Source organism: Novosphingobium organovorum (assembly GCF_022832435.1).
Taxonomy (GTDB): Bacteria; Pseudomonadota; Alphaproteobacteria; order Sphingomonadales; family Sphingomonadaceae; genus Novosphingobium; species Novosphingobium organovorum.
In genome coordinates this window covers 18,281-38,475 of record NZ_JALHLF010000036.1, presented here as the reverse complement: position 1 = coordinate 38,475, position 20,195 = coordinate 18,281, and the positions used below count along the sequence as shown (strand labels likewise).

Sequence of the window (20,195 nt, the reverse complement as noted above, 5' to 3'; positions counted from 1 at the left end):
GGCTCTGGCGCCAGGCCGAGGCGAGCGGAAGCCGCCTGGTCGCTGAGCGCGCCCGCGCGGAGCGGTTGCGGCTGGCGGGGGAAGCGTGATGAACGGGAGGCTGGGCCTCGGGATCACTTCAGGTTGCTATTACAGCATCCCTCCGGCGAGCGCGTCGATCGCGCCCTGCAGGATCACCGCCGCGGCGGCCGAATCGATGCGTTCCTTGCGCTTGGCGCGGCTCATGTCCTGATCGAGCAGGCCGCGTTCGGCGCCCATCGTCGACCAGCGTTCGTCCCACAGCAGGATCGGCAGGCCGAGCGCTGAGAGGTTGCGCGCGTAGGCGCGGCTCGATTGCGAGCGCGGCCCTTCCGAGCCGTCCATGTTGAGCGGCAGGCCGATGACGATGCCCATAATCGTGCGCTGCGCGATCAGTTCGACCAGCGCGGCCTTGTCCGCGCCGAACTTGCCGCGCTTGAGCGTCTTGCCCGGCGAGGCGAAGCGCCAGCCTGGATCGCAGAAGGCGGTGCCGATGGTCTGCGTGCCCAGGTCCAGCCCGAGCAGCGCGCCCGCATCCGCAAAGGCGTCGCGGTAGTCGAGGACCGAGGTGGTGACCAGCGCGGCCGGAGCGGGGGAAGACGAAGACGGGGCGGTCATGGCGCGGAAGGTTCCTGAGGGGCGCTCTGTTCGGGGGCGGCATCCTGCGCGGCGATCCAGGCGGTCAACCGCTTGCGGGCATCGGCGCGCAGGTTTTCCCAGAACAGGGTGATGTCGTAGACGTGGTAGTTGTTACCGGGCAGCACGTATTCGCCCATGTCGAGCTTGGGCGGCGGGCCGATGTGGAGGAAATTGTCGGGTCCGCAGGCGGCGGGTACGGTCTGCGGCACCAGCACGCCGGTGCGGTGTTCGAAATCGGGGACCAGCGTGCCCAGGTTCCCGCCCGCATCGCTCTGACCGTCCTGGGACCCGGTGAGCGGATCGCTGCACAGGAACGCGCTGCCCGCGACCGGCTGGCCGTCGAGCCCGCGCTGGCGGGCGTAACCCTTGAGCAGCGCGCTGGTATCCGCCGGATCGGCGACCGATAGCCAGGACAGCACGCAGCCGCTCTGGTTGTCGCTGGTGCAGGCGGGCAGCCCCATGCGCGGCAGGTCGTGGTCGAGCGAGACCGGCCAGCCGGGGAGGTAGGCGGCGACCACCCGCCGGGCGACGGGCTTGCCGGCGACGGCATCGCGCATCAGGCGGCGCAGCAGCAGCGAGCCCTGGCTGTGCGCGGCCAGCACGATGGGGCCCTTGGGGTTTTCGCGCAGGAACACCGCAAAGGCGGCGCGCACGTCGGCATAGGCGAGGTCGAGCGCCTTGTCCGCCTCGGCGCGGTCGGTGAAGAAGGCGCCGATGGTCGCCTGGCGGTAGCGTGGGGCCCAGACATCGCCCGCGGCGGTGAACGCGCTGGCCATGGCCTGCGTGAACAGCCGCGCGCGCGTGTTGGCGGCGGCATCGTCCAGCGGGGCGTTCCAGTGCGCCTTGTCCATGTAGCTGGTGGGGTGGATGAAGAACACCGCCGCGCGCGCCGTGCCTTGCGGCGCGCGGCTGGCGCCTTTGGGCAGCCAGCGCGAGGGATCGTTGGCGAGACCCGGCCGCGCGACCCACAGCGCGGGATCGTTCCAGTCGGCCGGGGCCTTGGGTGGCTGCGGCTCGAACTCCTGTCCGGGCACGAAGGCGATTTCGCTCAGCTCGTCCGCGAAGTAGATCATCGCCAGCCGCGCGGCGACGAAGAGCACGAGGCAGACGGCGACGATGTAGAGGAACTTGCGGGCCATGGCTCAGTGTCTTGCCGTTCGCACTCTTGCGGTCAAGTCCGCGCGGGGTCCGGTCCGGTGGCCGCGTCCCGCGCCTCTGGCGCGGTGTGCGGGGCTGGCTGCTGCGCGCTGGGGGCATGGCCGTTGGCATGGCCGTTGCGCGCGGCTTCGCGTTCGAGCCAGATCTTGATCATCCCCACCAGCGGATCGGCAAGCGCGAGGCCCAGGATGCCGAACAGCACGCCCATGATGAGCTGCGCGGCGAGCACCAGCGCGGGGGGCAGGTCCACCGTCTTGCGCGCAATCATCGGCACGATGATGTAGCCGTCGATCAGGTGGACCATGAGGTAGACGAAAAGCGTATAGAGCCCCATCTCCACGCCGCCCGAAAAGCCCACCAGCACCATCACCGCACCCGAAATCGGCGCGCCGATGTTGGGCAGGAAGGCGAGCAGTCCGGTGATGAGGCCGAGCAACGCGGCCATCGGCACGCCATAGACCTGGAGCATGACCCAGGTGAACACCCCCTCGACGCTCATCCCGATCACCCGCCCGAACAGCAGGCGGCGCAGCGCCGCACCCATGATCTGCGAGGTGCCCTCGAAATGGTCGCGCCGGTCGACCGGCAGCATCCAGCCCACCCCGCGCCGGTAGAGGCGCGGTTCGAGCGCGAAGTAGATGCCCAGCACGAGGATCAGGAACAGCGTGGTGAGCCCGCCGATCAGCCCGCCGACGACGGCGGTGAACTGGCCGATCCCGCCCATCGCCTCGTGCAGCATCGAGCGCAGGTCGATCACCGTGAGATGGATGCCGCGCCCGGCCAGCCAAGCCAGCGCGCGGTGGTACTGCCCTTCGATCGTGGCGGGCAGTTCGGCGGCCTGGGTCGCGATCTGGCTGCCGGCAAAGCGCGCGATCCAGGTCAGCGCGAGCAACGCGAGCAGGAGCACGATGCCCACGCACCAGGTGCGCCCGATCGGCAGCACGCGGCGCAGCAGCCGCGCCCCGCCGTCGAGCAGCGCGCCGAACACGATGCCCCCGAAGATCACCAGCAGCGATTGCGAGAGGAACACCACCAGCGCGAAGGCGAGCAGCATCCCGATCCATACGAAGGCCTTGCGCGCTTCGGTGCGGATCAGCGGGTCGGTGATGTCGGTGGGCCCGGCCCGGCGCGCCTGCGGGGGCTCGCCGGTGTCGCGGGAAAGCGTTTCCGGGGCATCCCCGGAAGCGCCGCTCACTTGGTGGCCTTGCTCGCGTCGATGGCGGGGCGCAGGCTCTTGAAGGCGCGGCCCGAACGCAGCGCCCCCCACCAGGTCAGCGGGTTCCAGGACTGCGTGCCATCAAGCGAGAAGGTGATGAATTCGGCCCGGCCCCCGATGTCGTAGAGCGGCACCGGGCCGCCCAGGCCGCCGCCCGGAACCCCGCCCCAGTTCTCGAACGGGGCGCGGCTGTCGGCCGACCGGTCGCGGTCGTCACCCATCAGGAAGACATGGCCTTGGGGCACGGTGATCTCTTCGTAGTTGTCGAGGCTTTGGGTCGTGTAGTCGATCACGTTGTAACGCGCGCCGTTGGGCAAGGTTTCCTGGTAAGTCGGCATGTCATAGACGATACGCCCCGAAGGCAGGCGCGAACGGAACGCCTCGAATCCGTCGTAGCACTGGCCCGGCGCCTGTCCGTCGCATTGCAGTTTGGGATCTTCGGCGATACGCGTGGCGGGGACCACCTCGCGCGGGATGAAACGGCCGTTGAGGCGGATGCGCCCGTCGACCACCGCGATGCGGTCTCCGGGCAGCGCGACCACGCGCTTGATGAGGTCTTCCTTGCGGTTGCCGGGGACCACGATCACGATGTCGCCATAGGCCGGGGTCTTGCCCAGGATGCGCCAGGTGCCGCGCGGCATGAGGTGGAAGCTCAGCGAAGACCAGTTCCAGCCGTAGGCGTATTTGGACACCACCAGCCGATCACCCACCAGCAGGTTGGGCATCATCGAGATCGAGGGGATGTAGAACGGCTTGGCGATGAACGAGTGGAACGCGAGCACGGCGACCAGCATGAGCAGCAGGCCGCGCACTTCATGCCACCAGTTGACCGTCTCCTCGCGGCCCGAAGGCTGGGGCGGGCCGTCGGTGGTGGAGGGGGAGGCGGGGGTGTCGGTCATGCTCTGGGACAACAAGTCTACTCGGATGGGGGAAGCGGACGCGCTTCGATGACGACGAAGGCCTGCGCCCATGGATGGTCGTCGGTGAGCGTAAGGTGAACCACGGCTTTATGGCCCGCGGGAACCATCGCATCGAGACGGTCCTTCGCCCCGCCGGTCAGCGCCAGCGTGGGCGCGCCCGAGGGGGCGTTGACGACGCCGATGTCCTTCATGAAGACGCCCTGTTTGAAGCCGGTGCCCACCGCCTTGGAAAACGCTTCCTTGGCCGCGAAGCGCTTGGCCAGCGTGCCCGCCACGGTGTGCGGGCGACGGGCGGCCCTGGCGCGCTCGGCCTCGGTGAAGACGCGGGCGAGGAAACGCTCGCCGTAGGTCTCGAGCGAGTTGGCGATGCGCTCGATGTTGCACAGGTCCGAACCCAGGCCGATGATCATTTGCCGCCGCGCCCGTTCCCGCGCGCGAACCGCTCGATCAGGTCGAGCAGCGCGTTGCCCGCGACGTAGACGACGAGGCTCCAGCCGATCATCGCTGCGGGCACCAGGACATCGCGCAAGGTGAAGGCGTCACCCGCGCGGACGCCGTTCCAGATCTTGAACGCGCTCATTGCGCAGACCGCCAGCGGCACGACCAGCAGGCAGACGAGCCGCAGCTGGCGGCGCTTGCGGCGCAGGACCTCGCCGCGCGCGCTCACCGCACGTCGTCCATCAGCTGGCGCATCCGCCCGATCGCGGTCTCGAGCCCGGTGAAGATCGCTTCGCCGATGAGGTAATGGCCGATGTTGAGCTCGGCGATCTGGGGAATCGCCGCGATCGGCTGGACGTTCTCGTACGTCAGACCGTGTCCGGCGTGGGGCTCGATCCCGTTCTTGGCGGCGAGCGCGGCCATGTCGGTGATGCGCTTGAGCTGGACCGCGATTTCGGCCCCGGTGGCGTGGGCATATTCGCCGGTATGCAGTTCGACGACCGGAGCGCCCAGGCGCATCGCGGCTTCGATCTGGTGGGGTTCGGGCCCGATGAACAGGCTCACGCGTACGCCCGCGTCGGTCAGCTTGCCGACGATCGGGGCGAGTTGATTGTGCAGGCCCGCGGCGTCGAGCCCGCCCTCGGTGGTGCGCTCCTCGCGCCGTTCGGGCACGATGCAGGCCGCGTGGGGGCGGTGCCGCAGCGCGATATCGAGCATTTCCCCGGTCGCAGCCATTTCCAGGTTCACCGGCAGTCCGGTCGCGTCCTGCACCCGCTGCACGTCGCCATCGACGATATGGCGACGGTCCTCGCGCAAGTGGATGGTGATTCCGTCACCGCCCGCCGCGGCCACGATCCGCGCCGCGCGGGCGGGATCGGGATGAAGGCCGCCGCGCGCGTTGCGGATGGTGGCCACGTGATCGATGTTCACGCCGAGGCGCAGGTGCTGGGGGGTGAGGACGCTGGACACGGGAGCGGGGCTTTGCCTTGCAGGACGGGGAAAGGAGGTCGGTGCGGCCCGGATCGCCTCAGGGCTGCTGGCGGCTGCCCGGCTTGATCGCGGGAAGCGCGGCGAGCTCTGCGGGCAGCTCGTCGGGCGCAAACGTCGGGAAATTGAGCGCGACGAGCGGGAAGTAGGGCACGCCCAGGTCCACCGCGCCCGCAGTGCGATCGACCAGCGAGGCCGCGGCGATCACCTTGCCGCCGGCGTCCTCGATCGCCTTGATCGCCTCGCGGCTCGACTTGCCGGTGGTCACCACGTCCTCGACCATGAGCACCTTGTCGCCCGGTTCGAGCGCGAAGCCGCGGCGCAGTTCGAAGGTGCCGGTGGGACGCTCGACGAACATCGCGTCGACCTGGAGCGCGCGGCCCATTTCCTGGCCGATGATGACCCCGCCCATCGCGGGCGAGACGACCTTCTGGATCTGCTTGCGGATGTCGTGCGGCAGCGTCGCGGCGAGCGCGACCGCGAGGCGCCCGGCGCGGTCGGGGTTCTGCAGAACGCGCGCGCACTGCAGGTAGTGCGCGCTGTGGCGGCCCGAGGAGAGCAGGAAGTGCCCTTCGAGCAGCGCCTTGCTGGCGCGGAATTCCGCGAGGACCTCTTCTTCCTGCATGGCGACTGTAATCCTTCTAATCAAATATGCGTATTGCGCGCGGGTTCGTGCGCGCCAAATCGAAAATTCCCCTAGAGACGCTTGAGACGGGCGGCAAGCGCGGGTATAGGAAAAGATGGATGGGGGGCAAAAGCCTTCCGCATTTGGGGAGCGTACAGGCGGGGCAAATCGCGTGTGCGTAGATATAAGAAACGGAACCGCTATACGATGATTTCCGGCCAGACCGTCCGTTGTGCGCCGCGTGCCGCCTGGGCATGCCTTTCCTCCATCGCGCTGTTTATCGCCGCTCCCGCGCTCGCGCAGGAGGCCGCAGGCTATACGCCGATGAAGCCGACGCCGGGCGTCGGAATGCCGGTCGATGGGGGTTTGACCTTCCAGCATCAGTATTCGCCGCTGGGTGAATACGCGCTGAAGATCTACAACTGGGCGCTGATGCCGATCATCACGGTGATCTGCCTGTTCGTGCTAGCGCTGCTGATCTGGGTGGTGGTGCGCTACAACCACCGCGCCAACCCGGTCGCCTCGAAGACCAGCCACAACACCACGATCGAAATCGTCTGGACGGTGCTCCCGGTGCTGATCCTGGTGGCCATCGCGTTTCCCTCGATCGACCTCATCGCCAAGCAGTACAAGCCCGCGCCCAAGGAAGCGCTGACGATCAAGGTCACCGGAAACCAGTGGTTCTGGACTTACGGCTACCCCGACAATGGCGATTTCGAAGTCGTCTCGATGATGCTCAACGTTCCCGGCCAGCCCGAAGTCAATCCGGGCACGCGCGAAGTGGGCACCAAGCCCTGGGACGGCCCCTCGCACCTGGAGGTCGACAACCGCCTGGTGGTTCCGGCCGGTGAGCCGATCCGGCTGCAGATCACCGCCGCCGACGTGATCCACTCGTTCGCGGTGCCCTCGTTGTGGTTCAAGCTCGATGCGGTGCCCGGCCGGATCAACGAGAAGGTGCTCTTCGTCGAAAAGCCCGGCGTCTACTACGGGCAGTGTTCCGAACTGTGCGGGGCCAAGCACGGCTTCATGCCGATCGCGCTCGAGGCGCTCCCGCGCGACAAGTACGACCAGTGGGTGCTGACCCATCCGGGCGGGGTGATCGACGGCAAGGACGCCGCCGAAGCGGCCGCCGCTCCCGCCGCCACTCCCGCCGTCGCGACCGTGCCGGTCGATTCGCCGCTCGCGGCTTCCACCGGCGCCGCCGAATAAGCCCCGCGCGAACGCAAGGATAAGGGTGCAGACCATGGCCACCACCGCAGACCATTTCCACGGCAACGCCGCCGACCACGGGCACGATCACGCGCACGACCATCCGGGCTTCTTCGCCCGCTGGTTCATGTCGACCAACCACAAGGACATCGGCACGATGTACCTGATCTTCGCGATCTTCGCGGGGATCATCGGCGGCGCGTTTTCGGGCATGATGCGCGCCGAACTGGCCGAGCCGGGCATCCAGTACCTCGATACCTTCGCCAAGTGGTTCGGGGCCACCAACCCCGATTTCACCACCACGCTGCACACCTGGAACGTGCTGATCACCGCGCACGGCCTGATCATGGTGTTCTTCATGGTCATGCCCGCGATGATCGGCGGCTTTGGCAACTGGTTCGTGCCCATCATGATCGGCGCGCCCGACATGGCCTTCCCGCGCATGAACAACATCTCGTTCTGGCTGACCGTGGCGGGTTTCATCTCGCTGATGTGTTCGGCCTTCGTGCCGGGCGGCACGGGGCTGGGCGCCGGGACCGGATGGACGGTCTATGCTCCGCTGTCGACGTACGGTTCGCCGGGCATGGCGGTCGACTTCGGCATCTTCGCGCTGCACCTGGCGGGGGCTGGCTCGATCATGGGCGCGATCAACTTCATCACCACCATCTTCAACATGCGCGCGCCGGGTATGACGCTGCACAAGATGCCGCTGTTCGTGTGGTCGGTGCTGGTCACCGCCTTCCTGCTGCTGCTCTCGCTGCCGGTCCTCGCTGCGGCGATCACCATGCTGCTGACCGACCGCAACTTCGGGACGACCTTCTTCGATCCCGCCGGCGGCGGTGATCCGGTGCTCTACCAGCACCTGTTCTGGTTCTTCGGCCACCCCGAAGTCTACATCATGATCCTGCCCGGCTTCGGCATCATCTCGCAGATCATCTCGACCTTCTCGAAGAAGCCGGTGTTCGGCTATCTGGGCATGGCTTACGCGATGGTCGCGATCGGCGTGGTGGGCTTCATCGTCTGGGCGCACCACATGTATTCGACCGGGCTTTCGGTCGACGTGAAGATGTACTTCACCGCCGCCACGATGATCATCGCGGTGCCGACGGGCGTGAAGATCTTCTCGTGGATCGCCACGATGTGGGGCGGCAGTCTTGAATTCAAGTCGCCGCTGGTCTGGGCAATCGGCTTCATCTTCCTGTTCACCGTGGGCGGTGTCACCGGCGTCGTGCTCGCCAACGGCGGCATCGACGATGCGCTGCACGACACCTACTATGTCGTCGCGCACTTCCACTACGTGCTCTCGCTCGGTGCGGTGACGGCGCTGTTCGCCGGGTTCTACTACTGGTTCCCGAAGATGAGCGGGCGGATGCATTCCGAATTCCTCGCCAACCTGCACTTCGCGATCTTCTTCGTGGGCGTGAACATGATCTTCTTCCCGATGCATTTCCTCGGGGCCGATGGCATGCCGCGCCGTATTCCGGACTATCCGGAAGCCTATACCTACTGGAACCATTTCGCGACGGTGGGGTACATGGTCATGGCCGCCTCGCTCGTGGTGTGGCTGGCGAACATCGTCTACGCCTTCGTGGCCGGTCGCCAGGCCGAGGACAACTACTGGGGCGAAGGCGCGACCACGCTCGAATGGACCTTGTCGAGCCCGCCGCCGTTCCACCAGTTCGAGACGCTGCCCGTCATCGCCGAAACCGCGCATCCCTGAAGGCGCGAAAGCGACCCATGATGGACCCGTTCGGGACAACCGTTTGCAACCCGCGCGCGTCGCGCGCGGGGGCTGACAATTTGTCCTGCTCGCACAATTGCGCCTAGAGGTGTATGGGCCGGCCACCATGACGACGATGACTCCCCCCACACCCTCGTCCGGCACCGCGACTGCGGCGGGCGCAAATGCGGCCTCCGTGCGGCGTCCGGCCGCCTGGCGCGACCTGTTCGCGCTGACCAAGCCGCGCGTGATGAGCCTGGTGATCTTCACCGGCCTGTGCGGCCTGATCGCCGCGCCCGAGCGCATCCACCCGGTGCTCGCCTTTACCGCGATCCTGTGCATCGCGGTGGGCGCGGGCGGCGCGGCGGCGCTCAACCAGTGGTGGGAAGCGGACATCGATGCGGGCATGAAGCGCACCGCCAAGCGCCCGCTCCCGCAAGGGCGACTCGACCGCACGACTGCGCGCGATTTTGCGCTCGTGCTGTGTTCGGGCTCGGTCTTCCTGATGGGTTTTGCAATCGGCTGGCTGCCCGCCGCGATCCTGGCGATCTCGATCGTCTATTACGCGGTGATCTATACCATCTGGCTCAAGCCGCGGACCCCGCAGAACATCGTCATCGGCGGTGGTGCGGGCGCCTTTCCGCCGCTGATCGGCTGGGTCGCGGCGACGGGCCACATCACCGCGATGCCGCTCGTGCTTTTTGCGATCATCTTCTTCTGGACCCCGCCGCACTTCTGGGCGCTCGCGCTCTTCGTGAAGAGCGACTACGCCAAGGTCGGCATCCCGATGATGCCCGTCGTCGCGGGCGAAAAGTCCACCCGGCGCCAGATCATGGCCTATGCGGTCCTGCTGCTGCCGCTCTCGGTCGCGCCCTGGCTGATCGGGGGGACGGGGCTGCTCTACGGGGCGAGCGCGCTGGTGCTGTCGCTCGTCTTCCTGGCGCTTTCGATTCGCGTCGGCGTGCGCACGCGCGGCGAGGAAGACCGCATGAAGCCCGAAAAGCAGCTCTTCGCCTATTCGGTCCTCTACCTCTTCGCGCTCTTCGCGGCGCTGGTGCTGGACCGCTTCATCGTGATTGGAACCTGAGGAAGGCCATGGCCGAAAACGACGCAAAGAATAGCCCTTCCGAACCGTTTTCGGCCGATCCGCAGGCCTTCGAGACGATCCGCCGTTCCCGCAACCGGGTGCTGGGGCTCGGTCTTGCGGCGTTCGTGGTGCTGGTGTTCTTCATCTCGATCGCCAAGATGAGCTGAGGGCATGGCGAGCACCGCCCCTTTCGCGTCCCCGGATCAGGCGCGTCGGCGCAACCGCCGGGTCGGGCTGATCGGTCTCGCCGTGGCGCTCGCGATGCTGGGCATGGGCTTTGCCGCCGTGCCGCTCTACCGTATCTTCTGCCAGGTGACCGGCTACGGTGGCACCACGCAGCGTGTCGACGCGGCCACCGCGGGCGCGGTCAAGGCGATCGCGCACCCGATCTCGATCCGTTTCGACGCCAATGTCGAGCGAGGGATGCCCTGGCAGTTCAAGCCGCTCCAGACCACCCACACGATCGCCATCGGCCAGCGCGACATGGCGCTGTTCTATGCCAAGAACACCTCGGACAAGGTGATCGTGGGAACCGCGAGTTTCAACGTCGAGCCCGAACAGGCAGCGCCCTATTTCAACAAGATACAGTGCTTCTGCTTTACCTCGCAGACGCTCCAGCCGGGCGAGGCGGTCAAGATGCCGGTGCTCTACTACGTCGATCCCGCGATCCTCAAGGACAAGGACAACAAGGACGTGGAACAGATCACGCTGAGCTACACGTTCCACGTGACCGAGATTCGCGATCCCGCGCCGGGTGCAAAGACTCTGGACCGGGGCGGCGTGGAGCGATAAATCCCTGTAAAGGGATCGCCGTCTTCGCCAGGGGCAAGGCTGCGAGAAAGAAGAACAGATCTATAATAACGGGGATGATGGCGACATGGCCGGTACGAAGAACCACGATTATCATATCCTGCCACCCGATATCGTGCCGCTGGCCACGACCCTGGGTGCGCTGATGTTCACGACTGGCATGGTGCTGTTCATGCACGATGCGCCGGGTGGGACGTTCGTGCCGTGGATGGGCCTTGCGCTGTTGATTGCCTCGATGTGGACCTGGTTTTCCAAGATCGTTCACGAAGCGAGGGCGGGCGATCATACTCCCGTGGTCCAGCTGCACCAGCGCTACGGCATGATCCTGTTCATCGCCTCCGAAGTGATGTTTTTCGTCGGCTGGTTCTGGGCCTTCTTCGACTTTTCGCTGTTCCCCTCGACGCTGACCGACGTGGTTGGCGGGCAATGGCCGCCCAAGGCGATCGAGGCGGTGATGGACCCCTTTGCGCTGCCGCTGCTCAACACGCTGATCCTGCTGACCTCGGGCACCACGGTGACCTGGGCGCACCATTCGCTCATCCACGGGGATCGCGACGGGCTCAAGAAGGGCCTCATGGCGACCATCGCGCTGGGCGTTCTGTTCAGCCTGATCCAGGGCTACGAGTACTGGCACGCGCCGTTCGAATTCGGCAAGAACACTTACGGTTCGGCCTTCTACATGGCGACCGGCTTCCACGGCTTCCACGTCATCGTGGGGACGATCTTCCTCGCGGTGTGCCTGGTGCGCAGCTACCAGGGCGACTTTACCCCGCGCCAGCACTTCGGTTTCGAGGCGGCGGCCTGGTACTGGCACTTCGTCGACGTGGTCTGGCTGTTCCTGTTCGTCGCGGTCTACGTCTGGGGCGGCTGGGGCTACCCGACGCACTGATGCGCTGAGGTCCTGGCGGCAGGTGCCCGAACCAAGCGACACGCGGCCTCCCGCTCCGGCCCCCGCTCCGGATCGGCCGGACGGGCGGCCCGACATGGCCCATGTCGCTTTCCTGGGGCTGTGCCCGCAGTGCGGTGCGCGCACGCTGTTCGCCGGATGGGTGCGTTTTGCCCGGACCTGTCCGGCCTGCGGGCTCGACCTGTCGCGCTTCAATGTCGGCGATGGTCCGGCGGGCCTGCTGACGCTTGTCGTCGGCGCGGTGGTGACGGGGCTTGCCATCTGGGTTCAGCTCGCGTTCGACCCGCCGATCTGGGTTCATGCGCTGCTGTGGATTCCCTTGACCTTTGCGCTGGTGATCGCCGGGCTGCGCGTCGCCAAGGCCTGGCTGCTGGGCATGGAGTACCGCTGGAAGGCCGGTGAGGCGGGGCAGCGCGATACGGGGCCATGACGGTCAGCGGACCTGTGCCCTCGGCTCCGCAACAGCCTCCCGTCTCGTCTGGTCTACCGCGTCGGTAGCGCGACATGCGTTGGCCAGTATGCCGGGTCAAGGGATGGCAAAGTCCTTGAATCCTCTCTTCTCCTGCCCACCGAGTCCCGCCCATGCGCCATATCCCGATCCTTTCCACGCTCGTCGTCCTGCTCGCCTGCGCGCTCATGGTCGGTCTCGGCTTCTGGCAGCTCGAGCGGCGGCGCGAAAAGGAGGCACTGCTGGCGCATTATGCCCACGCGCAAGGGCTGACGGCCCCCGTCGCCTGGAACGCCGACGGCGGACCCTCGCCCGAGCTGTGGTATCGCAGGACAAGCGTTCCGTGCGCCAGCCTGTCGGACCAAAGCGCGGTGGCCGGGCGCAGCCGGTCGGGCACGGCGGGCTTTGCCGCCACCGCGCAGTGCCATCTGGCGGGCGGGGGGACCGCGCGGGTCGTACTGGGCTGGACCGAGCATCCCGACTGGAAGGCGCCTCTGCCCGGCGGCGTGGTCTCGGGGGTGATCGCGCCGGGGCCGCGTCTGGTCGCCGATCCGCCGCTCGGCGGGCTTGGTGCGAACGCCTTGCCCGATCCCGCGGACCTGCCCAACAATCACCTGTCCTATGCGATCCAGTGGTTCCTCTTCGCGCTGACCGCGCTGGTCATCTACGCGCTCGCGCTGCGCAAGCGGCTGCGCGCCTGAACCGGGCCGATGGCGGTTTCGCGCCGCGTAGGTGTCACAGCGGCATTGCCTAACCGGCCAAGCGGCGCTAACCGCCCCTGCAAAGCGCTTGGATCCGCCCTTTCGGCGGGTCAGGTCCGTCAACACAGGGAAGTCATGGACTACATCAGCACTCGCGGCAGCGCTCCGGCGCTCGATTTCGAAGGCGCCACGCTCGCCGGTCTTGCCTCGGACGGGGGGCTCTACGTCCCGGCTGAGTGGCCGCGCTTTACCGCCGACGAGATTGCCGCGATGGCCGGGCTTTCCTATGCCGAGCTCGCCGCGAAGATCATGGCGCCCTTCGTGGGCGAGAGCCTGACGAACGAGCGCCTGCTCGAGCTGACGACCGAGGCTTATGGCCGATTCGCGCACAAGGCGGTGACCCCGCTCAAGCAGCTCGACGAACAGCAGTGGGTGCTTGAACTGTTCCACGGCCCCACGCTCGCCTTCAAGGACGTGGCGCTGCAGATGCTTGGCCTGCTGTTCGAGGAATTCCTCGGCCGGTCGGAGCGCAACCTGACGATCGTGGGCGCGACTTCGGGCGACACCGGCTCGGCCGCGATCGACGCGGTAGCCGGCCGCGCCAAGGTGGACATCTTCATGCTCCACCCCGAGGGGCGCGTCTCGGACGTGCAGCGCCGCCAGATGACCACGGTGCTGGCCCCCAACGTTTATAACATCGCCATCGAAGGCTCATTCGACGATGCCCAGGCGATGGTGAAGCGCATGTTCAACGATGCCGCGATGACCGATCGCTTCGCCATCGGCGCGGTGAACTCGATCAACTGGGCCCGTCTGATGGCCCAGGTGGTCTATTACTTCTCCGCCGCGCTCCAGCTCGGCGCGCCCGCGCGTGAAGTCGCCTTCTCGGTGCCGACGGGCAACTTCGGGGACGTTTTTGCGGGCTATGTCGCCGCGCAGATGGGGCTGCCGATCACCAAGCTGATCGTTGCCACCAACGTCAACGACATCCTCCACCGCGCGCTGGCCCATGGCGACTATTCGCAAGGCACCGTGACGCCGACCGCCGCGCCCTCGATGGATATCCAGGTGTCCTCCAACTTCGAGCGTCTGCTGTTCGATCTGGGCGGGCGCGACGGCGCGGCCATGGCCGCGCAGATGAAGGGCTTCGAGGCGACCAGGGCGATGCAGCTCACCAACGCGCAGCGCGAAGGCGCCGCCGCGCTGTTCCAGTCCTCGCGCACCGACCCGGACGCGATGGCCGCGACGATCCGCTGGGCCTGGGAGAACTGCGGCGAGCTGATCGATCCGCACACCGCCTGCGGCCTCCACGCCGCGCGCACTGCAGGGATCGCGCCTGGCACGCCGGTCGTCACGCTGGCGACCGCGCACCCGGCCAAGTTCCCCGACGCGGTCGAGCGTTCGACCGGCCACCGCCCGAGCCTGCCCGCGCGCGTGGGCGATCTGTTCGACCGCGAGGAAAAGTGCGCGCACCTGCCCGGCGACTATGACGCCGTGGCCGCCTACGTCGCCCAGCACGCCGAACCCAAGATCTGATGGCCACGCTTTCCACCTCTCCCGTCCTGATGGTGGGCGAAGGCTGGGAGGACTACGGTCTCGTCGATTCGGGCCACGGCCGCAAGCTCGAACGCTACGGCAACCGGCGCTTCGTGCGCCCTGAGCCGCAGGCGATGTGGACGCCCAAGTCCGAGCAGTGGGACGCCGATGGCGAATTCATCCCCGGCTCGGACGAGGATGGCGGCGGCAAATGGGTGTTCGATCGCGAGGTGCCGCGCGAAGGCTGGCCGCTCGCCTGGAACGAGGTCTCCTTTACCGCCAGCTGCACCCCGTTTCGCCACCTGGGGTTCTTCCCCGACATGGCGCCGGTGTGGGACTGGATGCGCGGCCAGCTCGCCGGGCGTAGCGACGCCGAGACGATGAACCTGTTCGGCTACACCGGCGTCGGCACGCTGGCGCTCTCCGCGCATGGCCGCGTGACGCACGTCGATGCTTCGAAGAAATCGGTCGCCCAGGCGCGCGAGAACGCCGCCCTCGCCGGGCTCGAAGATCGCCCGGTGCGCTGGATGATCGACGATGCGGCCAAGTTCGCCGCCCGCGAAGTGCGCCGCGGCCGCCGCTACGACGGCATCATCCTCGACCCGCCCAAGTTCGGGCGCGGGCCGGGCGGAGAAACCTGGCGGCTGGAGGAAAACCTCCCCGCGCTCCTCGCCGATTGCCGCCAGCTGCTCGACGCGGACAGCCGCTTCCTGTTCCTCACCGTCTACGCGGTGCGCATGTCCTCGCTCGCGCTCGCCGGGCTAATGGACGAACTCTTTGCAGACCTTCCCGGCACCATCGAACACGGCGACCTCGCCGTGCGCGAGGACGCCGCAGGACGCCTCCTCCCCACCGCGATCTTCGCCCGCTGGTCGAACCCGGCCTGAATTGACGAAAAGCAGGATTTTTCAAGGGATTTACCATCCCTTGACCCTGTGGACTGTCTGGACTTGGTGATACCGTCGCAATCTCAGGCTTGGGTGAGATGTCGCTTTGGTACGGTGTCGTGCTTGGGCCGATTGCGGAATGTCGGGTTCGGAACTGGGTCGCGAGGATAGCTGACCCTCACGCGGCGTCGGCGGCCGCCCCAGGTCACGGCGTTCCCTGTGCTGGCGCAAACGTCACTTTTTTGGTGATAGCTGCCATTGGCAAGAGTCTGCGGCGCAACGTCCTTCGTCTATCGACGGTACGCCTCTGGGTGGGCAGCGAGCCATTTCGCCACGAGCGGCATTTTCCGGTATTTTGCCTGCTCTGCCAAAGTTCTGACGCCATCGACATCGTAGTGGCCAGCAGGACTTGCGCCAGCTTCAAGAAGGCGAAGGACGATGGCATCCGTCCAACTGCCGAAAACCATGCTTTGCCCGTCCTTGCTTTTCGCTGTGGCATCTGCGCCGTGTTGAAGCAGTAAATTCAACAGGTCGAGATTTTCGACCCCATACAATGGCGTTCGTCCAAGGCTGTCGCGACTGTTGGGATTGGCCCCCCGTGCCAGAAGCCGCTCAGCGGTCTTCACGCGATCCGCTTCCCGCCCCTCGCAGGCGTAGGAACCCGCCAGTTCCGACAATGCCGTCTTACCCTGAGGACCGTCTGGGTCATCGTCCGCACTGCGTTGCCCGCCAGCGTCGATATCAATTCCTGCGTCTGCCACAGCATCAACCAACTGGGGCGAGCAGCCCGCAGCATATCGCGCAAAGGCCTGTGCGGCATTGCTTTTGCCCATTTTTTCGAGCCATCCCGCCGCAGCCATGTGGCGAAACAATTTCGCTTGGCCGCGCTTGATCGCACTTTCCGTGATGAGAATGCCTGCGGATTTCGTCGGGACAATTGGGGATGCGCTCCAACTGCCGCTTGTTGTCGCGTTGTCGTCCAACGGCGCCCCTCGGTCAATAAGGCCGACAACAGTCTCCTCCGCGCCCTCGCCGAATGCGGCCGATACGGCCAACTCAGCAGCTTTTCCCGAGTGGAAATCGAAACCTGTCTGTTCAAGCCATGGCAGCAAGCCTTGCGTGCCGCGCACCCATCTGTCCGTTCCAGCAACCTGATCGATTGCTTCTTCGAGTTCAGTCACGCTGTGCGGCATGCCGCTTTGGCCGCCAACATAGTCGATCACCGTCTTCCGGGATTTCCCTGTATCAAAGGTAACCAGATATGTCGGGCTGTCGGAGACAGGCGTTCGATAGGCATTGCGTAGCTTCCAGAAGCGGGCTGCTTGGAATTTCTCAATGAGTGCCGTGACATCGGCGGCAGAAATCCTGTCTTCATGGGTGCCAAGCAATAGGACGCCGTCAGATTGTGCGAAGCGTCGGTGGACCTCATCCACTTGATCTACGGGTTCTGTGGCTGTCGTGAATACCACGCGCCCGTCTCCGTGGATCGTGACCTTGTAAACCGGACAGGGACCAAAACAGGCGGATCGCTCAAGAGTGATCGCAACCTTTGATTGGTCAATTGCCTTTGGCTCTGCGCCAGCCGCGCAGGACCAGATGATTGCCAAGCTGATAACTAGAAATGTCACTAGCACAATTGGCTTCTTCATCGGCATTGAGCCCCTGTTGAATCGTTCGGAGCATAGCGGCAGAACTGATCTGGAAAAAGTGGCTCGGAATGGCCACTTTTGGCGATAACCCGACAACGTCAGTCGCGGTGTCGACCGGCTGGTTAGTCCCAAATCCCGTCATAGTTTGAATGTCAGCTTTCCAGCGCGGCGAAATCGCTGTCGAACGACTTGGATGGGCGCGGAGCTGCCGCTCTCCCCGCAACGCACGCACGCCTTCAAGACCGCACCCCAAGCTCACCAAGTCCGGGGAGCTCGAGGGCGATGGCCCTCGAAACCTTTTTTGGTCTTCATCCCTGCTTCTTCATCGCCTGATACGCGGCCTCGCGGGCATCGGGTTCCAGCGACAGCAGGTAGCGCTTGGCCTGCTGGAAGGTGAGGAATTCGTGTTCGTTCACCACCACGGGCTGGGTCCGGGCGTTGAACAGGCGGGCCAGCAGGCGGCGTTGGGGGCGGGGGAGGGTGTCGGGTTTGTCGCCGGGGGCGGGGTCGGTCATGCAATAAGTCCTGTTGTAGGCGGGCGCTCTATGCCAACAGGCGCGTCGATCAAGTTTATTCGAAGGACCGCCGATGGCCCGCAAGCGCCGCAATGACTGGGAACTGGACGACGAGCCCGAGGCCGAGGCGCCGCCGCCGGTGCCGTGCTGGCTATGCGGGCGGCCCACCGGGTCGGAGATCGTGTGGCATCATCCCATCCCCAAGAGCCGGGGCGGGAAGGAGACCGTGCCGATGCATCCGATCTGCCAGAAGACGATCATCACCCACTTTACCAACTCGCAGCTCGAGCGGTTCGGGATGAACGTGCAGGGTCTGCTCGACGACGAGACGATCGCCAAGTTCGTCGCCTGGGTGGCGAAGAAGGAGCCGGACTTCAACGCGCCGATCACCAGGAAGAAGCGCTAGAGCGGTTTTCGATCCGATTGCATCGGATCGACCGCTCTANCGATCGCCAAGTTCGTCGCCTGGGTGGCGAAGAAGGAGCCGGACTTCAACGCGCCGATCACCAGGAAGAAGCGCTAGAGCGGTTTTCGATCCGATTGCATCGGATCGACCGCTCTAGATTTTTGTTTTGACGCATTTTCTGAACCGTCAGGTGATTCCACCTGACTGGAAAATGCTCTAGGCGGCCTTCGCACGGGTGTGTTTGCCCATGCGCGCATCGGCGTGCGCATTTCCTCGGCTTCGAAATCGCACTAAGGGGCGCGCATGACCGATTCGCTCATTCTGGAAATCGCGGACTTCGAACAGGACGTCCTCACCGGCATCTACTCCGAAGAGACCGGCAAGCCGCAGCCGCTGCGCTTCACCATCTCGGTGGCGCTGGCGCCGATCGCGCATTACACGCCCGATACCCCGCTCGCCGCCAGCAAGAACTACATGGACCTCAAGTTCGCCGCGTCGCAGGCGCTGCCCGAGGGGGTGCACTTCACGCTGATCGAGGCGGTGGCCGATCATGTCTGCGACACGCTGTTCCTGCAGGACGCGCGGATCAGCGCGGTCACCGTGAAGATCGTCAAGCTCGCGATCGCCGAGGCGGGCGAGAAGATCGGCATCACGCTGACCCGCCACCGGCGCTGAGGGCGGGCGATGGGCGAGCTGCTCTATGTCGGTCCGCTGAGCGATGACCCTCTGGACGCGGCGGCCGATTTTCACGCCCGTCTGCTGCCCGCGATCGAGGCGACGCTGGGCGGCGGCGCCGATCCGCTGACGCTGGTGTTCGAACCCGCGTTGATCGAGCAGCGCGCCTGGCGCCGGGCGGTGGTGCAGGGGCTGGCGCGCCGCTACGCACCCTCGCGGGTCAACGCGCTCGAGGCCGACAGCCGCGCCGCGCTCGAGGCCACGCGCGGCTGGATCGAGGCGACCGGGGCGATCACGGGGCAACTGTTCGCACTCGATAGCCATGGCGCGACGACGATGGTATGAGGGGCTGAATGACCCGTCCCGCACCTCTCGTCGATCAGTTCCAGCGCCGGATCACGTACCTGCGCCTTTCGGTGACCGACCGGTGCGATCTGCGCTGCACGTACTGCATGCCCGAGCGTATGCAGTTCCTGCCCCGCAAGGACGTGCTCAGCCTTGAGGAACTGCACGAGCTTTCGCTGGGCTTCATCGCGCGCGGCATCCGCAAGATCCGGCTGACCGGCGGCGAGCCGCTGGTGCGGCGCGACATGATGGAGCTGGTCCAGGCGCTGGGCCGCACGATCGGGGCGAGCGGGGATCGCGGCGGGCTCGACGAACTCACGCTCACGACCAACGGCACGCGGCTGGCGGAATTCGCGGACGGTCTGGTCGAGGCCGGGGTGCGCCGGGTCAACGTTTCGCTCGACACGCTTGATCGCGATACCTTCGTGCGGCTGGCGCGACGCGATTCGCTGCCCCAGGTGCTCGAGGGCCTGCGCGCCGCGCGCGCGGCAGGGCTGGCGGTGAAGCTCAACGTGGTCGCGCTCAAGGGCGTGAACGAGGCCGAAATTCCCGAGATCATCGGCTGGGCGCACGCGCAGGGGCACGAAGTCACGCTGATCGAGGTCATGCCGCTGGGCGAGATCGAGGAGGACCGCTTCGACCACTATCTCCCGCTTGTCGCCGTGCGCGAGGGGCTCGAGCAGCGCTGGACGCTGACGCCCAGCGCGCACCGCACCGGCGGCCCGGCGCGCTATTTCGACGTGGCCGAAACCGGCGGGCGGCTGGGCCTCATCACCCCGCTCACCAACAATTTCTGCGATGGCTGCAACCGCATCCGGGTGACCGCGACCGGGCAGCTTTTTGCCTGTCTTGGCGGGACCGAGCAGGTCGACCTGCGGGCGGCGCTGCGGGGAGACGACCCGCAGGCGCTGCTGGGCGATGCGCTCGACACCGCGATGCGCATCAAGCCCCAGCGCCACGCCTTTGCGATCACGCAGCCGGGGGCGGCTCCGGCGCTTTCGCGTCATATGTCGATGACCGGGGGCTGACCAGGGCGATGGCGATCAATCTGGTGTTTCTGGGCAAGCTCGAGGATGTGGCCGGCTGCAGCGCGCGGGCGATCCCCTTGTCCGATACGTTGTCCGACACGCTTGACGGCGTGATCGACGGGCTCGAGCCGACGCTGGCCGAGGCGCTGCGCGCGCCGCGCGTCAAGCTCGCGGTCAACGGGGTCCTGGTGCAGGACAGGGATGTCCCGGTCCTGCGCGATGGCGACGAGATCGCCTTCCTGCCGCCGGTCTCGGGCGGATGAGCAGCCTG

Annotated in this window: 25 protein-coding genes; 15 read left to right on the top strand and 10 right to left on the bottom strand. The window is 66.3% G+C overall.

Annotated features, from left to right (window positions below; all coding sequences use genetic code 11):
* Nucleotides 1-129: 129 nt before the first annotated feature.
* From ruvX to pyrE, 8 genes are read right to left on the bottom strand one after another with little or no spacing between them, the layout of a single operon-like run.
* On the bottom strand, nucleotides 130-636 hold the full coding sequence (gene ruvX, locus MTR62_RS10810; RefSeq protein WP_244020642.1) for a Holliday junction resolvase RuvX: 507 nt from the start codon (nucleotides 634-636) through the stop codon (nucleotides 130-132).
* Nucleotides 633-1,796 carry a DUF3089 domain-containing protein gene (locus MTR62_RS10805; protein WP_244020636.1) on the bottom strand — a complete coding sequence of 388 codons (1,164 nt, stop codon included), beginning with the start codon at nucleotides 1,794-1,796 and terminating at the stop codon, nucleotides 633-635. The genes ruvX and MTR62_RS10805 overlap by 4 nt, the downstream gene beginning before the upstream one ends.
* 32 nt (nucleotides 1,797-1,828) lie before the next feature.
* Nucleotides 1,829-3,010 carry an AI-2E family transporter gene (locus tag MTR62_RS10800; protein WP_244020634.1) on the bottom strand — a complete coding sequence of 394 codons (1,182 nt, stop codon included), beginning with the start codon at nucleotides 3,008-3,010 and terminating at the stop codon, nucleotides 1,829-1,831.
* The gene (lepB, locus tag MTR62_RS10795) at nucleotides 3,007-3,930 is read right to left on the bottom strand and encodes a signal peptidase I (RefSeq protein WP_244020632.1); all 924 of its coding nucleotides are present in this window, start codon (nucleotides 3,928-3,930) and stop codon (nucleotides 3,007-3,009) included. The genes MTR62_RS10800 and lepB overlap by 4 nt, the downstream gene beginning before the upstream one ends.
* Before the next feature lie 17 nt (nucleotides 3,931-3,947).
* Nucleotides 3,948-4,361, bottom strand: coding sequence for a holo-ACP synthase (gene acpS, locus MTR62_RS10790; RefSeq protein WP_244020630.1), 414 nt, complete (start codon nucleotides 4,359-4,361; stop codon nucleotides 3,948-3,950).
* Nucleotides 4,358-4,618, bottom strand: coding sequence for a hypothetical protein (locus MTR62_RS10785; protein ID WP_244020617.1), 261 nt, complete (start codon nucleotides 4,616-4,618; stop codon nucleotides 4,358-4,360). The genes acpS and MTR62_RS10785 overlap by 4 nt, the downstream gene beginning before the upstream one ends.
* Entirely contained in the window at nucleotides 4,615-5,358 is a 744-nt protein-coding gene (locus MTR62_RS10780) for a pyridoxine 5'-phosphate synthase (RefSeq protein WP_244020615.1), read from the bottom strand. The genes MTR62_RS10785 and MTR62_RS10780 overlap by 4 nt, the downstream gene beginning before the upstream one ends.
* Nucleotides 5,359-5,416: 58 nt before the next feature.
* Complete coding sequence (pyrE, locus tag MTR62_RS10775) at nucleotides 5,417-6,001, bottom strand: orotate phosphoribosyltransferase (protein WP_244020613.1); 585 nt, start codon at nucleotides 5,999-6,001, stop codon at nucleotides 5,417-5,419.
* Nucleotides 6,002-6,208: 207 nt separating this feature from the next.
* On the opposite strand from pyrE, the gene coxB reads away from it, so the two are divergent.
* The 10 genes from coxB to MTR62_RS10725 all read left to right on the top strand — a co-directional run bounded on the left by coxB (nucleotide 6,209) and on the right by MTR62_RS10725 (nucleotide 15,306).
* A complete protein-coding gene (gene coxB / locus MTR62_RS10770) occupies nucleotides 6,209-7,210 on the top strand; it encodes a cytochrome c oxidase subunit II (protein WP_407672666.1) in 1,002 nt (333 codons plus the stop codon).
* Nucleotides 7,211-7,244: 34 nt separating this feature from the next.
* On the top strand, nucleotides 7,245-8,930 hold the full coding sequence (ctaD, locus tag MTR62_RS10765) for a cytochrome c oxidase subunit I (RefSeq protein ID WP_244020611.1): 1,686 nt from the start codon (nucleotides 7,245-7,247) through the stop codon (nucleotides 8,928-8,930).
* 127 nt (nucleotides 8,931-9,057) lie between these two features.
* Nucleotides 9,058-10,017 carry a heme o synthase gene (locus tag MTR62_RS10760; RefSeq protein ID WP_268739793.1) on the top strand — a complete coding sequence of 320 codons (960 nt, stop codon included), beginning with the start codon at nucleotides 9,058-9,060 and terminating at the stop codon, nucleotides 10,015-10,017.
* An 8-nt stretch (nucleotides 10,018-10,025) separates the two neighbouring features.
* A complete protein-coding gene (locus MTR62_RS10755) occupies nucleotides 10,026-10,184 on the top strand; it encodes a hypothetical protein (RefSeq protein WP_244020609.1) in 159 nt (52 codons plus the stop codon).
* Nucleotides 10,185-10,188: 4 nt separating this feature from the next.
* Nucleotides 10,189-10,809, top strand: coding sequence for a cytochrome c oxidase assembly protein (locus tag MTR62_RS10750; protein ID WP_244020608.1), 621 nt, complete (start codon nucleotides 10,189-10,191; stop codon nucleotides 10,807-10,809).
* 85 nt (nucleotides 10,810-10,894) lie between these two features.
* Nucleotides 10,895-11,716: a cytochrome c oxidase subunit 3 gene (locus tag MTR62_RS10745; RefSeq protein WP_244020606.1), complete on the top strand. Its 822-nt coding sequence runs from the start codon at nucleotides 10,895-10,897 to the stop codon at nucleotides 11,714-11,716.
* 94 nt (nucleotides 11,717-11,810) lie between these two features.
* The gene (locus tag MTR62_RS10740; protein WP_244020604.1) at nucleotides 11,811-12,164 is read left to right on the top strand and encodes a DUF983 domain-containing protein; all 354 of its coding nucleotides are present in this window, start codon (nucleotides 11,811-11,813) and stop codon (nucleotides 12,162-12,164) included.
* Nucleotides 12,165-12,316: 152 nt separating this feature from the next.
* The gene (locus tag MTR62_RS10735; RefSeq protein ID WP_244020602.1) at nucleotides 12,317-12,883 is read left to right on the top strand and encodes an SURF1 family protein; all 567 of its coding nucleotides are present in this window, start codon (nucleotides 12,317-12,319) and stop codon (nucleotides 12,881-12,883) included.
* A gap of 135 nt (nucleotides 12,884-13,018) precedes the next feature.
* Complete coding sequence (thrC, locus tag MTR62_RS10730; RefSeq protein ID WP_244020600.1) at nucleotides 13,019-14,419, top strand: threonine synthase; 1,401 nt, start codon at nucleotides 13,019-13,021, stop codon at nucleotides 14,417-14,419.
* Nucleotides 14,419-15,306 carry a class I SAM-dependent methyltransferase gene (locus tag MTR62_RS10725; RefSeq protein ID WP_244020598.1) on the top strand — a complete coding sequence of 296 codons (888 nt, stop codon included), beginning with the start codon at nucleotides 14,419-14,421 and terminating at the stop codon, nucleotides 15,304-15,306. The genes thrC and MTR62_RS10725 overlap by 1 nt, the downstream gene beginning before the upstream one ends.
* Before the next feature lie 290 nt (nucleotides 15,307-15,596).
* On the opposite strand, the gene MTR62_RS10720 is transcribed toward MTR62_RS10725, so the two are convergent.
* Nucleotides 15,597-16,961 carry a DUF6438 domain-containing protein gene (locus MTR62_RS10720; RefSeq protein WP_244020596.1) on the bottom strand — a complete coding sequence of 455 codons (1,365 nt, stop codon included), beginning with the start codon at nucleotides 16,959-16,961 and terminating at the stop codon, nucleotides 15,597-15,599.
* A 302-nt stretch (nucleotides 16,962-17,263) separates the two neighbouring features.
* Complete coding sequence (locus tag MTR62_RS10715; protein WP_244020586.1) at nucleotides 17,264-17,470, bottom strand: hypothetical protein; 207 nt, start codon at nucleotides 17,468-17,470, stop codon at nucleotides 17,264-17,266.
* Nucleotides 17,471-17,543: 73 nt separating this feature from the next.
* On the opposite strand from MTR62_RS10715, the gene MTR62_RS10710 reads away from it, so the two are divergent.
* The 5 genes from MTR62_RS10710 to MTR62_RS10690 all read left to right on the top strand — a co-directional run bounded on the left by MTR62_RS10710 (nucleotide 17,544) and on the right by MTR62_RS10690 (nucleotide 20,187).
* Nucleotides 17,544-17,876, top strand: a complete 333-nt coding sequence (locus MTR62_RS10710) for a hypothetical protein (RefSeq protein WP_244020584.1) — start codon at nucleotides 17,544-17,546, stop codon at nucleotides 17,874-17,876.
* A gap of 303 nt (nucleotides 17,877-18,179) precedes the next feature.
* Nucleotides 18,180-18,551 carry a dihydroneopterin aldolase gene (locus MTR62_RS10705; protein WP_244020582.1) on the top strand — a complete coding sequence of 124 codons (372 nt, stop codon included), beginning with the start codon at nucleotides 18,180-18,182 and terminating at the stop codon, nucleotides 18,549-18,551.
* A 9-nt stretch (nucleotides 18,552-18,560) separates the two neighbouring features.
* Nucleotides 18,561-18,896 carry a Rossmann fold domain-containing protein gene (locus MTR62_RS10700; RefSeq protein WP_244020579.1) on the top strand — a complete coding sequence of 112 codons (336 nt, stop codon included), beginning with the start codon at nucleotides 18,561-18,563 and terminating at the stop codon, nucleotides 18,894-18,896.
* An 8-nt stretch (nucleotides 18,897-18,904) separates the two neighbouring features.
* A complete protein-coding gene (gene moaA / locus MTR62_RS10695; protein WP_244020577.1) occupies nucleotides 18,905-19,924 on the top strand; it encodes a GTP 3',8-cyclase MoaA in 1,020 nt (339 codons plus the stop codon).
* An 8-nt stretch (nucleotides 19,925-19,932) separates the two neighbouring features.
* A complete protein-coding gene (locus MTR62_RS10690; RefSeq protein WP_244020575.1) occupies nucleotides 19,933-20,187 on the top strand; it encodes a MoaD/ThiS family protein in 255 nt (84 codons plus the stop codon).
* Nucleotides 20,188-20,195: the final 8 nt, after the last annotated feature.

Coding starts and splice junctions, on each gene's coding strand:
- ruvX (WP_244020642.1), bottom strand. CDS start 636: ATGACCGCCCCGTCTTCGTCTTCCCCCGCTCCGGCCGCGCTGGTCACC.
- MTR62_RS10805 (WP_244020636.1), bottom strand. CDS start 1,796: ATGGCCCGCAAGTTCCTCTACATCGTCGCCGTCTGCCTCGTGCTCTTC.
- lepB (WP_244020632.1), bottom strand. CDS start 3,930: ATGACCGACACCCCCGCCTCCCCCTCCACCACCGACGGCCCGCCCCAG.
- acpS (WP_244020630.1), bottom strand. CDS start 4,361: ATGATCATCGGCCTGGGTTCGGACCTGTGCAACATCGAGCGCATCGCC.
- pyrE (WP_244020613.1), bottom strand. CDS start 6,001: ATGCAGGAAGAAGAGGTCCTCGCGGAATTCCGCGCCAGCAAGGCGCTG.
- coxB (WP_407672666.1), top strand. CDS start 6,209: ATGATTTCCGGCCAGACCGTCCGTTGTGCGCCGCGTGCCGCCTGGGCA.
- ctaD (WP_244020611.1), top strand. CDS start 7,245: ATGGCCACCACCGCAGACCATTTCCACGGCAACGCCGCCGACCACGGG.
- MTR62_RS10760 (WP_268739793.1), top strand. CDS start 9,058: ATGACGACGATGACTCCCCCCACACCCTCGTCCGGCACCGCGACTGCG.
- MTR62_RS10755 (WP_244020609.1), top strand. CDS start 10,026: ATGGCCGAAAACGACGCAAAGAATAGCCCTTCCGAACCGTTTTCGGCC.
- MTR62_RS10750 (WP_244020608.1), top strand. CDS start 10,189: ATGGCGAGCACCGCCCCTTTCGCGTCCCCGGATCAGGCGCGTCGGCGC.
- MTR62_RS10745 (WP_244020606.1), top strand. CDS start 10,895: ATGGCCGGTACGAAGAACCACGATTATCATATCCTGCCACCCGATATC.
- MTR62_RS10740 (WP_244020604.1), top strand. CDS start 11,811: ATGGCCCATGTCGCTTTCCTGGGGCTGTGCCCGCAGTGCGGTGCGCGC.
- MTR62_RS10735 (WP_244020602.1), top strand. CDS start 12,317: ATGCGCCATATCCCGATCCTTTCCACGCTCGTCGTCCTGCTCGCCTGC.
- thrC (WP_244020600.1), top strand. CDS start 13,019: ATGGACTACATCAGCACTCGCGGCAGCGCTCCGGCGCTCGATTTCGAA.
- MTR62_RS10725 (WP_244020598.1), top strand. CDS start 14,419: ATGGCCACGCTTTCCACCTCTCCCGTCCTGATGGTGGGCGAAGGCTGG.
- MTR62_RS10720 (WP_244020596.1), bottom strand. CDS start 16,961: ATGCCGATGAAGAAGCCAATTGTGCTAGTGACATTTCTAGTTATCAGC.
- MTR62_RS10715 (WP_244020586.1), bottom strand. CDS start 17,470: ATGACCGACCCCGCCCCCGGCGACAAACCCGACACCCTCCCCCGCCCC.
- MTR62_RS10710 (WP_244020584.1), top strand. CDS start 17,544: ATGGCCCGCAAGCGCCGCAATGACTGGGAACTGGACGACGAGCCCGAG.
- MTR62_RS10705 (WP_244020582.1), top strand. CDS start 18,180: ATGACCGATTCGCTCATTCTGGAAATCGCGGACTTCGAACAGGACGTC.
- MTR62_RS10700 (WP_244020579.1), top strand. CDS start 18,561: ATGGGCGAGCTGCTCTATGTCGGTCCGCTGAGCGATGACCCTCTGGAC.
- moaA (WP_244020577.1), top strand. CDS start 18,905: ATGACCCGTCCCGCACCTCTCGTCGATCAGTTCCAGCGCCGGATCACG.
- MTR62_RS10690 (WP_244020575.1), top strand. CDS start 19,933: ATGGCGATCAATCTGGTGTTTCTGGGCAAGCTCGAGGATGTGGCCGGC.